This window comes from Priestia sp. KCTC 13724, from assembly GCF_056820425.1.
In genome coordinates this window covers 1-13793 of sequence record NZ_JBXDLD010000164.1, presented here as the reverse complement: position 1 = coordinate 13793, position 13793 = coordinate 1, and the positions used below count along the sequence as shown (strand labels likewise).

Genomic DNA, 13793 nt, shown 5'->3' with positions numbered 1-13793 from the left:
AGGAGGACTTAGTTTGAGCAATTTATTTACTGGTTTAAAAGAAAAGGTATCTGCAAGCAATGTATCAATCGTATTCCCAGAAGGTTTAGATGAGCGTGTTCTTGGAGCGGTAGCTCGTTTGGCTGCAGATAAAGTCGTAACGCCAATCGTTGTTGGAAACGAAGAAGAAGTACAAGCTAAAGCAAAAAGCTTGAACTTAATTTTAGATGGAGTGCAAATCTTTGATCCTCATAACTACGATGGATTTGATGAAATGGTAGCTTCATTTGTAGAACGTCGTAAAGGAAAAGCGACTGAAGAAGCGGCGCGTAAAATTTTATTAGACGAAAATTACTTCGGCACAATGCTTGTTCATATGGGTAAAGCAGATGGCCTTGTAAGCGGAGCTGCACATTCAACAGCTGATACAGTGCGTCCAGCGCTACAAATTATTAAAACAAGAGAAGGCGTAACAAAAACATCAGGAGTATTCATCATGGTTCGTGGTGACGAGAAGTACGTATTTGCTGACTGTGCAATTAACATTTCGCCAAACAGCCAAGACTTAGCTGAAATTGCAATTGAAAGTGCACGCACAGCTAACATGTTTGATGTAGATCCACGTGTTGCAATGCTTAGCTTCTCAACAAAAGGATCAGCTAAATCACCGGAAACTGAAAAAGTAGCGGAAGCTGTTAAAATTGCAAAAGAGATGGCGCCAAGCCTAACTTTAGACGGTGAATTCCAGTTTGATGCAGCATTTGTACCATCTGTTGCTGAAAAGAAAGCACCGGGTTCAGATATAAAAGGTGATGCAAACGTATTTGTATTCCCAAGTCTTGAAGCTGGTAATATTGGATACAAAATCGCTCAACGCTTAGGTAATTTTGAAGCGGTTGGTCCTATTCTTCAAGGTTTAAACAAGCCGGTTAACGACCTTTCACGTGGTTGTAACGAAGAGGATGTATACAAATTAGCTTTAATTACAGCTGCTCAAGCACTGTAAAAGCATAAAAAAACGCCGTTAAACGGCGTTTTTTTATGCTTTTAGAACAGAACCTAGTGCTTTTTCATTTCGGTCATACATTCGCTGTAGCTGTGTATCAAACAATTCAAGTTCCGCTGCTTGTAGGGGAATCATTTCTAACGAAGCTCCGGTGGATTGTAATGTTTGGAGCGTTAGCATCATTAGATCGCTTACGGTTAATTCAACGTTTAACAGCTGTGAAAGAGAAGCCATTGTCTCTGGAACAATCGTTGGGTATGTAAACTTTGTCTCAGCTTCTTGTAGGCCTCTTTTGTAAAATTCTTTAATAACACTGGCTCTTTTTGCTCCATCACCTGATACGCAGAGATAAATCTGTACAGCTACTCCACCTCGTACACGACGCTGTGAGATACCTGCAAATTTTTGACCATCGATGCTCAAGTCGTAGCTTCCAGGACAGTACGAACCGACAATTTCTTTTGCTTCAATATCAGTTGTGTGAGAAGCAAACATCGCTTTAATTAAATCAAACATCGCATCATATCCTCGGTCGATATCAATGCCTTTTTCTGCATCCGGAAAGATAAGTGAAATGTTCAGTACGCCTTCATCAAGTACGACGGCTAGCCCTCCAGAGTTACGAACAATTGGTTTATAGCCTTGTTCTTGCAAATAGTGAATGCCCTCGGCTAAATGCGGTAGCTTTGTGTCTTGGATACCAAGAACAATCGTATCGTGATGCACCCAAGAGCGAACCGTAGCTGGAGACGCGTTTCTTCCAACACTTGTGCAAAGCGTATCATCTATCGCGAAAGATTGCTTTGCATCAAAGCCCGGACCTAAGCTTGATTGATCAATGATGCGCCATTTTGGCTGTAGTAAAAGATTTGGTTTATATATAGACATGTTCCATAACTCCTTTATGAAGTAAACGAACATATTATAGCACATTTAAACGTTAGGGTTTGGTATGCCTCAGGTTATAACCCATGAAAAAAGGTGGCATAGGAATGCCGCCTTTGGATTGGTATTATTCAGCTAATTTTTCTAAATTCCCGTTGCGATCCATTTTAAATGAAGTCGCTGAGCGATCCTCTTCATCAAATAACACCAGTTTGCGAGCACGGTTCATGATTTGCATCAATGTTTCATAGTCTTCTTGAATAGTAGTAGCATTTGCTTCAAGTTGAGTTACTTGTTTTTCAAGCTCTTGGATTTTACGATGTAGGTCATCATTTTCCTTACGTAAACGAGAATTCTCATGTTGAATTGCTTGCATGTTTCCAGTTTGGCCTCTAAATGTTTCTAAATAGCGGATGACTACGTCAATCGATAAATCGTTGTTAGAAGTTGTTATAGTAGGGGAAGAGACTGGGATTGCCTCGTACACTTCCTCTGTAACATTTTCTATACTTGGTGTAGGTGGTGTATATAAAAGCTTTTTCTTACCTTGTTCTTGTCCGAGGGCACGCATGCGTTGCTTACGCTGTTTTTTCGCGAGCTGGAGCGCTTTTTCATACTGATGTCTTACCACGGCATTCCAGCGAAATCCGCAAGCCGCAGACGTACGATTTAGTTCATCTCCAACTTCTTCAAACGCGTTTAACTGAGTGCTTCCTTCTCTTACATGTCTTAAAACTGTTTCTGCTAAAAGTAAATCATTTTCTTCTGTCCACGCATCTTGTCTATCTTTCACGTATTTCACTCCTCATTTTTATATGATTGGTAGCTACCATGTTTTGTAGTATTCAGTATGTACAGATTAGCGTATAGTTATACTATTTTTTCTAGAAGTATGATAGATTTTGGCATTTTTCGAAACTTGCACTCCTATGCAAATAGCGGTAAAATACCCTTTAGGCAAAAAAAGATATGTGTAAGCACTTTTGAAAGGATTGTGTCAGCATGGCAAATGAATTTAGAATTTGTGATGATTGTCAGGCAACAAATGTGAAGACGTTGTTACCTCGACTTCAAAAAATAGATGCATGTGCAGATGTGAAAGTGGGCTGTCAATCGTACTGTGGTCCAGGACGTAAAAAATCATTTGCATTTGTAAATAATCGCCCTGTAGCTGCACCAACAGAGGACGAGCTAATTGAAAAAATTGAGAAAAAACTAAACAAATAAAATAAAATCACCTTTGTTCTAAGCAAAAGGTGATTTTTTATTCTGACTAGGAATTTTTAAACACCTTGTCGAAGAAGACATACTAACAACGTCAAGATAGAGAGGTATGTAAATGGCATATCTAAATGAAAAACTTAGTGAAGAAAAAGTATTTAAAGACCCTGTACATCGCTACATCCACGTACGAGACCGATTGATTTGGGAGCTGATCGGTACATCTGAATTTCAGCGTTTACGTCGAATTCGCCAGCTTGGAACAACCTATTTAACGTTTCACGGTGCCGAACATAGTCGTTTTAATCACTCTCTAGGAGTATATGAGATTGTTCGCCGAATCATTGATGATGTGTTTCGAAATCGTCCAGAATGGGACGATGATGAACGACTTCTTTGTTTATGCGCAGCGCTTCTACACGATTTAGGGCATGGTCCATTCTCTCATTCTTTTGAAAAAGTATTTCACCTTGATCATGAAGAGTTTACTCAAGCGATTATTTTGGGGAATACAGAAGTAAACCGTGTATTGAAAAAAGCTGGAGCAGATTTTCCGAAAAAAGTAGCAGAAGTTATTGCAAAAACGTATAAAAATAAGCTGGTTGTAAGCTTGATTTCAAGCCAAATCGACGCCGATCGAATGGATTATTTACAGCGTGATGCCTATTATACGGGGGTAAGCTATGGACACTTCGATATGGAGCGTATCCTGCGCGTAATGCGTCCACAAGAAGATCAAGCTGTCATTAAGCATAGCGGTATGCATGCAGTTGAGGATTACATCATGAGTCGCTACCAAATGTATTGGCAGATTTATTTTCACCCTGTAACTCGTAGTGCAGAAGTTATCTTAACTAAAATTCTACATCGTGCGAAAGAACTTCATCAAAAATCCTATGAGTTTCGCCAGCCACCTGTTCATTTTTACTCTATTTTTAAAGATGAAATATCGCTCGAAGAGTACTTAAGGCTGGACGAGTCTGTTGTCATGTTTTATTTTCAGGCTTGGCAAGATGAAGAAGATAATATTTTAGCGGATTTATGTCGCAGATTTATGAACCGTAACCTATTTAAATACATTGAGTTCAATCCAAACCTTCAAATGAAGATGTGGATGGAGCTAACAACATTATTTAAAAAAGCTGGAATTGACCCTGATTATTATTTAGTTGTTGATTCATCCAGTGACTTACCGTACGACTTTTATCGTCCAGGTGAAGAAGAAGAACGCTTGCCAATCCATTTGTTGATGCCAAATGATGAAGTAAGGGAGCTATCGCGACAGTCTGAAATTGTTGAATCGATTTCGGGGAAAAAACGAACGGATCACAAACTTTATTTTCCACAAGATTTAATTGACCAGCTATCGTCAAAAAGAAAAGTGAAAGAACAAATTTTACAGCTATTAAAAAGTAATTAGAGTTAAATAGTATAGGAGTTGAAAGGGCTGTGTTAAATGATCACGCGAAGATTATTAAAGTGTTCTCAGCAGCAGGAGAAATTGTAGGGAGAAAAAAGCTCCAAAAAATGATTTTTATTGGAAAAAAGCTAGAGTTTCCTTTTTATGAACGCTATAATTTCCATTTTTTTGGTCCATATTCAGAAGAGCTTACCCTTCGAGTAGAAGAATTGTGTAATCTAGGCTTCTTGCAGGAATTGAAAGAAAATAAGGGTGGCTACATGCAGTACCGATACGCGCTAACTCAGGCTGGAAATGAATTCTTAAGCCATTATGAGCTAGAGTTACCCCACCTAGAGGAAGTCATGACGGATATGAACAACCAGTCTTCAAAATTTTTAGAGCTTGTCTCAACGATTTTATACTTTGATGGGTTATCGAAAGAAGAAGTGAGTGAAAAAGTGTTTACGTTAAAGAGTAAACAGAACTATACAGAAGAAGATATTGAACAAGCATATGCATATATTGAAAATTTAAAAGCAGTGACGTTTGACCGTGTTCACTAATACAAAGCAAAGCCCTCTGCATCCGTTCAGAGGGCTTTGTTCAATGAATAAACGATATGTAGTTTATTGGTCGCTTAATCGTTTACCGTTTACTGCATAGTGGTTTTTTGACATTTCTTCAATAAAAACCGCAATCTTTTCAGAAGGGGCACCTGTTGTTTCAGATACAGCAGCCGTTACTTTTTCAATAAGGGCTCTTTTTTGATTTTCAGTGCGACCTTCAAGCATTTTTACTGTTACATATGGCATACTAATTTCACTCCTTTTCTTCAGTGTCTTCTTCAGTGTAGTCCTTTTACATTGAAAAATACACCCTCATCTAATGATGAAATAATTAAATTATAGTATACTCGATGTATTATTGTAATTCAGAATGATTATAAAGGAGAGAGCGAGTGAATCAATTTTTAGCTTTTCCGCTTGAATATATTCCGTACGTTGCTATTACGCTAATTATCGCATTTACGCTACATGAATTTGCTCATGCTTTTGTTGCATACAAGTTTGGAGACGAGACGGCAAAGAAACAAGGGCGTTTGACACTATCGCCTCTTTCACATTTAGATCCACTAGGAACAATTCTCCTACTGGTAGTGGGATTTGGATGGGCTAAGCCCGTACCAGTTAATCGCTTTTTCTTTAAGAATCCCCGTCTAGCTGGCGTATTGGTTTCAATTGCAGGGCCGCTTAGTAACTTATTCCTTGCATTTTTAGGGGTTCTTGGTTGGTTTTTGATTTTGCAGTTTGCTGGTTATATAGATCCACTATATAAGTTTTTTAATATGTTTATCACCATTAATATTGTTTTATTTTTATTTAATTTGCTGCCATTTCCGCCGCTCGATGGCTACCGTATCGTAGAAGATCTTGTTCCAAACACAGTGCGAGCAAAAATGACGCAGTATGAGTCGTGGGGAATCTTGTTATTTTTAGTGTTAATTATTACACCGCTCGATCGCTATATCATTGCCCCTATATATGACATTGGAATCCCATTTTTTGTTGAGCTATTTCAACAACTTCTGGGACCTTTATTAACTTAAGTAAGGAGCGTTTTAACAATGGATCAACCGAAAAAAAAGAAGAATATTGGATTTAATATTATTAAGAATGATTCAACAGATGGACATGGAGGCTTTGGGGTTGGTGCGCTAAGCTTAGAAAATATTTCACCTGTTTTTGTATGCCCATCAGACGAAGAAGCTTTTGTTGATATCGGTGCGATGCATGCTCGAAGCGTGGTTGAAAAGGGAATTAAGTTTTTATCCAACAAAGACGAAGTTCCTAACGGCAAGCTCTATTGGCTTGTCTGGGTAACCATTGACCGCAATCCAGCAGGCCCTTATTATGCTGGCGTAACGGCATGTGAAATGACCGTAGATCGTGAAATTCGCCGCGGTTATAAGTCACTTCCAGAGCATGTAAATAAGATGGATAAATCTATGAAGCGTCGCATTATGGTAGACGAAATGGATAATAAGTCAAAAGCAATCTTAAAAGATTTTCTATCTGCTCATGATAAGGAAATATGGGAACGTTCTAGTGATGAACTAAAAGAAGCTTTATCATAAAAAGGAGAGGCCCTCAGCTTAGACTGAGGGCCTCTCCTTTTTAAAACCAATCGCGGAGGCGATGAAAGAATCCATCTTGTTCTTTCTGCTTCTGTGGCGCCTGGTTTTTCTCTTCAGAAACGCCTTTATCGCGACAATACGTAGTCGGTTGGGTACCTGTTAAATAGTATGCTTTATATTTTTTCGAACAGGACTTTGTTGCGATATCCCCCGTTTCAGGGTTAATATTTACGCTGACTAACCCTTTCGGTGCTTTGAATGCTTGTTTCTTCTTTCCTTCAAGCGCATCTTCCATAAACAATGCCCACATTTTTTTTGCATAAGCTTTTTCTTCAACACGCTCAATCTGTTTGCCTTGGTCATAGCCTACCCAAACACCTGATACAAGCTGAGGGGTGTAGCCAATCATCCAGCTATCTGTCGGCGTAGTACCAGATTTACCAGCATAATCTCTTGACAAGTATTTTAGAATTGGCTTTCCAGTTACTGTTGTATAGCCGTTTAATTCTTTTTGGAACATGCCTGTCATCAAATGCGTTGTTAGAAATGCTAACCGCTTGTCAACAATTTGTTTCTTTTCTTGAGGTGCTTCATACACCATGTCTCCACCAGCTGTTTCAATGCGCTTAATGAATGTTGGTGAAATTTCTTTTCCACCGTTTGCAAAAATGCCATATGCATTGACCATATCAATCACGCGAACAGGTGATGTTCCAAGAGCAAGGGACGGTACCTGCTTCAGTGGAGTTGAAACTCCTAATGACTTAGCCGTTTCGACCAATCGGTGCTCCCCGATAAATAAATGTGTTTTAACAGCATAGATGTTATCTGACAGCGCAATAGCCTGTGCTAGTGTAATGGGATTGTTTGCATAGTAGCTGTTATAGTTACTGGGTTTATATGTTGAAACCCCATCATCTAACGTGAAGGTTGTCTCTTCACTTTGCATCGCGGTAGATTCCGTAAAGCCGTCTGCTAAAGCAGCATAATATAAGAATGGCTTCATCGTAGAGCCCGGCTGGCGCACAGCTTGAGTTGCTCTGTTGAATGGGCTTTTCTTATAATCTCTACCGCCAATGAGCGCTTTAACTGCACCTGTTTTTGGATCCATTGCGACAAATGCTGTTTGAATATCAGAATCTTTATTCATAACGGTATTCATTGCTTCTTCTGCTTTCTTTTGCACGTCAATATCAAGCGTTGTGTAAATGCGTAAGCCATTTGAATGAATCATTGCTTCTGTAATTCCCAATTCATTCGTTAACTGAGATAAAGCTGCACTCATGAAGTAAGACGCATCTTGTTTCTTTGCGTTTGCTTCATCTTGTGCTTTTTTTGCATAGAACAAAGGTGTTACAAATGCTTTATCCGCTTCTTTTTGTGAAATTTTTCCTTGGTCAACAAGTAAGTTTAAGATGATGCGCTGACGCTCTTTTGCATTTTCTTCATGAAGCAGAGGAGAATAGTAAGTAGGCCCTTTCGGAATCCCAGCTAGCATACTAGCTTCACTTAGCGTTAAGTCCTTTGCTTTTTTATTAAAATACGTTTTTGAAGCAGCCTCGACTCCATAGGCGCCGTGTCCATAGTAAATGGTATTTAAATAACCTTCAAAAATTTTATCCTTGTCGTAATTAAATTCCAGGCGAATGGTATAAAGCGCTTCTTGGAATTTTCTTGTCCATGTTTTATCGTGTTCTAAAAAAAGATTTCGTGCGTACTGCTGCGTAATTGTGCTAGCACCTTGTACCTTACTCATTGCTTTAATATCGGCAACAATTGCCCCGCCAATACGTTTAATATCAAAGCCGTTATGATCATAAAACCGCTTGTCTTCAACTGCTAATGTAGCTTCTTTAATATTGTCAGATACGCTTTCTAGAGGGACCCAATAGCGTTTTTGACCGTTGTGTAATTCGTCTAATACTTTGCCATTGCTGGAATAGAAAATAGCGGTTTGCGGGACAGTTAGCGTAGGTGGACCAGCGATTTTGGCATATAAAAATATACTGATATAAGCAATCCCAATACATACAGTACATAAAAGTGCAAGAACAAGTAGAATGCGAAAAAGACGTCTAGCTTTCTTAAAGTGTTCAATTAATACAGTTTCCATTGTCATCACCTCATGAGTTAACTCCTTCGTTTCCTAAAAAAGTTACGTTTTAAAGGGTACCCAGATTGATACAGTCTTTTTATTATCAAAAGATTTTTTTACGAGCTAGATCCATTTATTTAAGCCTTTTAATGTGTAGGTTTATATAGGTAGTTTAGGTAAATATAGGCTTTTTGAAATGCGGTTATAGCAATTTAAAGGAATATATAGTTTAGTATGAAAAAGAAAAAGCTCTTTTAAACCTAGAAGTCTAAAAAAAACTTTGCTTTTCACTTAAATTCATCTATACTTTTTTCATGTTTGTATAAATTATGTTAGGGTAATCTATGCATAGGCTAAATTCTCAAAATAGAAGGGAAGAGTTTAAATGGAATTATGGTTTACTGAGAAACAAACGAAGAATTTCGGAATTACGGCGAAAATTAAGCGCACTTTACATACAGAACAAACTGAGTTTCAAAAGCTAGACATGATTGAAACAGAAGAGTTTGGTAACATGCTAGTTCTTGATGGAATGGTAATGACAACTCAAAAAGATGAGTTTGTTTATCATGAAATGGTGGCACACGTGCCATTATTTACACATCCCAATCCTGAAAATGTCTTAGTAGTAGGCGGCGGAGATGGTGGCGTAATCCGTGAAGTATTAAAGCATCCTAGCGTAAAGAAAGCGACGCTAGTTGAAATTGATGGAAAAGTTATTGAATACTCTAAGAAGTATTTACCGGAGATTGCTGGTGAATTGGAGAATGAGCGCGTTGAGGTAAAGGTCGGCGACGGCTTTATGCATATCGCAGAAAGCGAAAATGAATATGATGTTATTATGGTTGATTCAACTGAGCCAGTAGGTCCAGCGGTGAATTTATTTACAAAAGGCTTCTACGCTGGGATTTCAAAAGCGTTAAAAGAAGACGGAATTTTTGTAGCTCAAACGGACAACCCTTGGTTTACTCCAGAGTTAATTACAAACGTACAGCGTGATGTAAAAGAAATTTTCCCGATTACTCGTCTTTATATAGCAAACATTCCAACGTATCCAAGTGGTCTGTGGACGTTCACAATCGGTTCTAAGAAGCATGATCCACTAGAGGTTAGTGAAGATCGCTTTATTGATATCGAAACAAAGTATTACACGAAAGAGCTTCATAAAGCAGCATTTGCTTTACCGAAGTTTGTAGCAGATTTAGTAAAATAAGATGAAGCTTCAATTGGTGGGAGGCTTCATCTCCCGCTCATTGTTAGTGCAACCAATCGGGCTTTTAAGGACAGTGTAGCCCTCTGCTTATCTTCCAGCGATTTCCCCTGAGCTTGGAAGCGGAAGCCTTACTGCCAGTTAAGCTCGGATAAAGTACAAACCATAGACAAGATGTCAGTCAAAAGGCTTGGCGTCTTGTTTTTATGACAAGGAGGCATTCTCATGCGTTTTGATGAAGCATATTCAGGTAATGTATTTATAAAAAGTCACCCTAGCTTTGAAGAAAGCGAAGCCGTACTATACGGTATGCCAATGGATTGGACAGTAAGCTACCGACCGGGGTCTCGCTTTGGTCCAACTCGTATTCGCGAAGTATCAATTGGGTTAGAAGAATATAGCGCATATTTAGATCGTGAGCTTGAAGAAGTAAAATATTTTGATGCTGGTGATATTCCACTTCCTTTTGGAAATGCACAGCGAAGCATCGACATGATTGAGGGCTATATCGATGAGCTATTAGCAGCCGATAAGTTTCCGCTTGGAATGGGTGGCGAGCACTTGGTTTCATGGCCAGTTATGAAAGCGATGTATAAGAAATATCCGGATCTTGCTATCATTCATATGGATGCGCATACGGATTTACGTGAAGAGTATGAAGGTGAACCTTTGTCTCACTCCACACCAATTCGTAAAATTGCCGAGCACATTGGGCCAAGCAACGTTTATTCATTTGGTATTCGTTCAGGTATGAAAGAAGAATTTGTATGGGCGAAAGAGAACGGCATGCATATTTCTAAATTTGAAGTATTAGAACCTTTAAAAGAAATCTTACCTAAGCTAGCGGGCCGTCCAGTTTATGTAACGATTGATATCGATGTGTTAGATCCAGCCCATGCCCCAGGTACAGGTACAGTAGATGCGGGGGGCATAACATCAAAAGAGCTATTAGCATCTATTCATGAGATTGCTAAATCAGATATCCGCGTTGTGGGTGCAGACTTAGTAGAAGTTGCTCCAATCTATGATTCCTCTGAGCAAACGGCCAATACAGCTAGTAAGCTTATTCGTGAAATGATTTTAGGTTGGGTTCAAAAGCGCTAAACAAATATATAGAAGAGTAGGTTGCATTGATAGAAATGCGGCCTACTCTTTTTTACAAGATGAGCGAAAACTTGAAGTATTATTGAATTCTTGTCTCGGAATGTTTATACTATTTAAGTTATAAAGTATTCGTAAAAATTAAGGAAGTGTCTTGAGATGAATAACGCTTCAACGATTAAAAAGCCAATCGCAATTAAGATTGTGACGGACATTCGAGACGGACACATGAAGGAAACAACGGCGGTTGAGGCTCAAGGAACGTATTATAAAAAAGACGAAGTGGTTTATTTAACGTATACGGAGCATCAAGAAGAAGTAGGGGATATTAAAACGTTACTGAAGATTAAAGAGGGTGAAGTAACGATTAACCGTACCGGTGCCGTAAAAATGAAGCAGTCTTTTCGTAAAAAAGTTAAGCTTGAAGGAACGTATATGAGTCCTTATGGCCGTATGGATATGATGACATATGCTCATAACATTGAATATAAAAAGCTCCAAAAAAGAGGTCATCTCTTTTTTACGTACGATTTGACATTGCAAGGTCAATCGGTAGGGAAGTACGCTGTAACGATAACATTCAAGGAGGAAGAACATGAACATTGTTGAACAAGTGCAAAGTAAGTTAAAAGCTGAGATTCAAGATGCAGTTGTAAAAGCTGAGTTAGCAACAAAAGATCAGCTACCAGAAGTCGTGTTAGAAGTACCAAAAGATAAAGCCCACGGTGATTATTCTACAAATATGGCGATGCAGCTTGCACGAATTGCAAAAAAAGCACCTCGCGCTATTGCAGAAGAGCTAGTAGCACAGTTTGATAAATCAAAAGCTTCAATTGAAAAAATTGAAATTGCGGGCCCTGGATTTATTAACTTTTACATGAACAACTCATATTTAACAGAATTAATTCCAACCATCTTAAAAGCAGGAGAAGCTTATGGTGAATCAAACGTTGGAAACGGTGAAAAAGTTCAGGTTGAGTTTGTATCAGCAAACCCAACAGGAGATTTGCATTTAGGGCATGCTCGCGGCGCAGCTGTAGGAGATTCTTTATGTAATGTTCTTGCTAAGGCAGGTTATGATGTATCTCGTGAATATTATATCAATGATGCTGGTAACCAAATTAACAACTTAGCGTACTCAGTGGAAGCGCGTTATATGCAGGCTTTAGGTATGGACAAAGAAATGCCTGCCGATGGCTACCATGGTGAAGATATTATCAACATTGGTAAAGAGTTAGCTGAAAAGTATGGAGATCAGTATGCAAAAGCTGATGAAAAAGAGCGCTTTGAGTTTTTCCGCCAGTACGGATTAGATTATGAGTTGGAAAAATTGAAGCGTGATTTAGAGCAATTTCGTGTAAAATTCGATGTATGGTACTCTGAGACATCTCTATATAAAAACGATAAAATTCAAGTTGCGCTTGATACGTTAAAGCAACAAGGTCACGTTTATGAAGAAGAAGGAGCAACATGGTTCCGTTCAACAACATTTGGTGATGATAAAGACCGAGTATTAATTAAAAACGATGGTTCATTTACTTACTTAATGCCGGATATCGCTTATCACCAAGACAAAATTCAGCGTGGCTTTGACAAGTTAATCAACATTTGGGGTGCTGACCACCACGGTTACATTCCGCGTATGAAAGCTGCAATCCAAGCCCTTGGTTATGGAAAAGATACGCTAGAAGTTGAAATTATTCAAATGGTTCAGCTGTATCAAAACGGTGAAAAGATGAAGATGAGTAAGCGTACAGGTAAAGCTGTAACGATGCGAGACCTTGTAGAAGAGGTTGGCTTAGACGCAACTCGCTACTTCTTTGCAATGAGAAGTGGAGACACGCACTTAGACTTCGACTTAGACTTAGCAGTTTCTCAATCCAACGAAAATCCGGTATATTATGCACAATATGCACATGCTCGTATTTGCAGTATCTTAAAGCAAGGTGCTGAAATTGAAGCATTAACAAAAGGAAACGTAGAGTATACGCTAATTCAGTCTGAGAAAGAAATGGACCTACTAAAGAAAATTGGTGAGTTTCCACAAGCTGTTTCTGAAGCGGCAACAAAACGCATTCCTCACCGCATTACAAACTATATCTTTGACTTAGCATCAACGTTCCACAGCTTCTACAACGCAGATAAAGTTATTGACACAGATAATATCGAAACAAGTAAAGCACGCTTGGAGCTTATCAAAGCAGTGCAGGTTACTCTACAAAATGCATTGAAATTAATTGGTGTTTCGGCTCCTGAAAAAATGTAATAAAAGATCCCCTTTCAAAGGGGGTTTTTTTATATCTTTAGCGTAGCTCCACCAACATGAATGTTAATTAACGATCCATCTACCACATCCATTGCTTCTAGCATTTGATAGTGATAGTTCATATTTAAAACAGCATTGTCAGTAATCTGCGGCTTATCACTCGTAAACAAAGTGAACTGGTTAGGATGAAAGCTTACCCGTAGATGATGAGACTTTACTAAGTGACCAAGTTCTTTCCATTCTTGTTGAAAAGGTGTTACAAAATCCCATGCGACTTCAGGATGAGTAGCTAAAGGAACAAGGGAAGAAGAAAGACGGTAAAGCATGATTTCATGTGCAATGTTATAATGTAAAGCTCGTTTTATATGGTACAAGTTCTGTTGCGTAACTTCATATAACTTCTCTATGCGTTCCTCTTTTGAGAGTTTAGTGATAGGTAAGATTTTGAGGTTATCTCCATCTTTTCCCCCACTCCGTACCGTACGTGAGAGTTT

Annotated in this window: 14 protein-coding genes and 1 pseudogene; 10 read left to right on the top strand and 5 right to left on the bottom strand. The window is 38.8% G+C overall.

Annotation, left to right across the window (positions count from 1 at the left end; genetic code table 11):
* Positions 1-13 precede the first annotated feature (13 nt).
* Positions 14-985, top strand: a complete 972-nt coding sequence (gene pta / locus AC1UFB_RS17935; protein WP_025908707.1) for a phosphate acetyltransferase — start codon at positions 14-16, stop codon at positions 983-985.
* A gap of 33 nt (positions 986-1018) precedes the next feature.
* On the opposite strand, the gene lipL is transcribed toward pta, so the two are convergent.
* On the bottom strand, positions 1019-1873 hold the full coding sequence (lipL, locus tag AC1UFB_RS17930; protein ID WP_061786195.1) for an octanoyl-[GcvH]:protein N-octanoyltransferase: 855 nt from the start codon (positions 1871-1873) through the stop codon (positions 1019-1021).
* Between the two features lie 124 nt (positions 1874-1997).
* Positions 1998-2663: an RsfA family transcriptional regulator gene (locus tag AC1UFB_RS17925; RefSeq protein ID WP_078989065.1), complete on the bottom strand. Its 666-nt coding sequence runs from the start codon at positions 2661-2663 to the stop codon at positions 1998-2000.
* Between the two features lie 209 nt (positions 2664-2872).
* On the opposite strand from AC1UFB_RS17925, the gene AC1UFB_RS17920 reads away from it, so the two are divergent.
* The 3 genes from AC1UFB_RS17920 to AC1UFB_RS17910 all read left to right on the top strand — a co-directional run bounded on the left by AC1UFB_RS17920 (position 2873) and on the right by AC1UFB_RS17910 (position 5056).
* Positions 2873-3097 carry a YuzB family protein gene (locus AC1UFB_RS17920; RefSeq protein ID WP_025908710.1) on the top strand — a complete coding sequence of 75 codons (225 nt, stop codon included), beginning with the start codon at positions 2873-2875 and terminating at the stop codon, positions 3095-3097.
* A 112-nt stretch (positions 3098-3209) separates the two neighbouring features.
* On the top strand, positions 3210-4511 hold the full coding sequence (locus AC1UFB_RS17915) for an HD domain-containing protein (protein WP_025908711.1): 1302 nt from the start codon (positions 3210-3212) through the stop codon (positions 4509-4511).
* Positions 4512-4540: 29 nt separating this feature from the next.
* On the top strand, positions 4541-5056 hold the full coding sequence (locus tag AC1UFB_RS17910) for a YwgA family protein (protein WP_061785338.1): 516 nt from the start codon (positions 4541-4543) through the stop codon (positions 5054-5056).
* Between the two features lie 63 nt (positions 5057-5119).
* Here the strand turns inward: AC1UFB_RS17910 and AC1UFB_RS17905 are convergent, their stop codons facing one another.
* The gene (locus AC1UFB_RS17905) at positions 5120-5305 is read right to left on the bottom strand and encodes a 2-hydroxymuconate tautomerase (protein WP_100346557.1); all 186 of its coding nucleotides are present in this window, start codon (positions 5303-5305) and stop codon (positions 5120-5122) included.
* A gap of 146 nt (positions 5306-5451) precedes the next feature.
* On the opposite strand from AC1UFB_RS17905, the gene AC1UFB_RS17900 reads away from it, so the two are divergent.
* The gene (locus tag AC1UFB_RS17900; protein ID WP_025908714.1) at positions 5452-6099 is read left to right on the top strand and encodes a site-2 protease family protein; all 648 of its coding nucleotides are present in this window, start codon (positions 5452-5454) and stop codon (positions 6097-6099) included.
* A gap of 18 nt (positions 6100-6117) precedes the next feature.
* Positions 6118-6627 (top strand): YwhD family protein, encoded by a 510-nt coding sequence (locus tag AC1UFB_RS17895; protein ID WP_025908715.1) that lies wholly within the window; start codon positions 6118-6120, stop codon positions 6625-6627.
* 40 nt (positions 6628-6667) lie between these two features.
* On the opposite strand, the gene AC1UFB_RS17890 is transcribed toward AC1UFB_RS17895, so the two are convergent.
* Entirely contained in the window at positions 6668-8740 is a 2073-nt protein-coding gene (locus tag AC1UFB_RS17890) for a transglycosylase domain-containing protein (protein ID WP_100346558.1), read from the bottom strand.
* Between the two features lie 367 nt (positions 8741-9107).
* Between AC1UFB_RS17890 and speE the strand changes: the two genes are divergently transcribed.
* From speE to argS, 4 genes are all read left to right on the top strand, one after another.
* Positions 9108-9935, top strand: a complete 828-nt coding sequence (gene speE, locus AC1UFB_RS17885) for a spermidine synthase (RefSeq protein WP_025908717.1) — start codon at positions 9108-9110, stop codon at positions 9933-9935.
* 222 nt (positions 9936-10157) lie between these two features.
* A complete protein-coding gene (speB, locus tag AC1UFB_RS17880) occupies positions 10158-11036 on the top strand; it encodes an agmatinase (protein WP_061785339.1) in 879 nt (292 codons plus the stop codon).
* A 156-nt stretch (positions 11037-11192) separates the two neighbouring features.
* A complete protein-coding gene (locus AC1UFB_RS17875; RefSeq protein ID WP_100346559.1) occupies positions 11193-11642 on the top strand; it encodes a YwiB family protein in 450 nt (149 codons plus the stop codon).
* A complete protein-coding gene (gene argS / locus AC1UFB_RS17870; RefSeq protein ID WP_061785341.1) occupies positions 11629-13299 on the top strand; it encodes an arginine--tRNA ligase in 1671 nt (556 codons plus the stop codon). The genes AC1UFB_RS17875 and argS overlap by 14 nt, the downstream gene beginning before the upstream one ends.
* A 44-nt stretch (positions 13300-13343) precedes the next feature.
* Here argS and uvsE read toward each other — a convergent pair.
* Positions 13344-13793 (bottom strand): annotated as a pseudogene (uvsE, locus tag AC1UFB_RS17865) (UV DNA damage repair endonuclease UvsE); the annotation flags it as partial.

What these genes read in the sequence shown, in the direction of transcription:
- lipL (WP_061786195.1), bottom strand. Translation starts at nt 1,873, where the DNA reads ATGTCTATATATAAACCAAATCTTTTACTACAGCCAAAATGGCGCATC.
- AC1UFB_RS17920 (WP_025908710.1), top strand. Translation starts at nt 2,873, where the DNA reads ATGGCAAATGAATTTAGAATTTGTGATGATTGTCAGGCAACAAATGTG.
- AC1UFB_RS17915 (WP_025908711.1), top strand. Translation starts at nt 3,210, where the DNA reads ATGGCATATCTAAATGAAAAACTTAGTGAAGAAAAAGTATTTAAAGAC.
- AC1UFB_RS17905 (WP_100346557.1), bottom strand. Translation starts at nt 5,305, where the DNA reads ATGCCATATGTAACAGTAAAAATGCTTGAAGGTCGCACTGAAAATCAA.
- AC1UFB_RS17895 (WP_025908715.1), top strand. Translation starts at nt 6,118, where the DNA reads ATGGATCAACCGAAAAAAAAGAAGAATATTGGATTTAATATTATTAAG.
- AC1UFB_RS17890 (WP_100346558.1), bottom strand. Translation starts at nt 8,740, where the DNA reads ATGGAAACTGTATTAATTGAACACTTTAAGAAAGCTAGACGTCTTTTT.
- speE (WP_025908717.1), top strand. Translation starts at nt 9,108, where the DNA reads ATGGAATTATGGTTTACTGAGAAACAAACGAAGAATTTCGGAATTACG.
- speB (WP_061785339.1), top strand. Translation starts at nt 10,158, where the DNA reads ATGCGTTTTGATGAAGCATATTCAGGTAATGTATTTATAAAAAGTCAC.
- AC1UFB_RS17875 (WP_100346559.1), top strand. Translation starts at nt 11,193, where the DNA reads ATGAATAACGCTTCAACGATTAAAAAGCCAATCGCAATTAAGATTGTG.
- argS (WP_061785341.1), top strand. Translation starts at nt 11,629, where the DNA reads ATGAACATTGTTGAACAAGTGCAAAGTAAGTTAAAAGCTGAGATTCAA.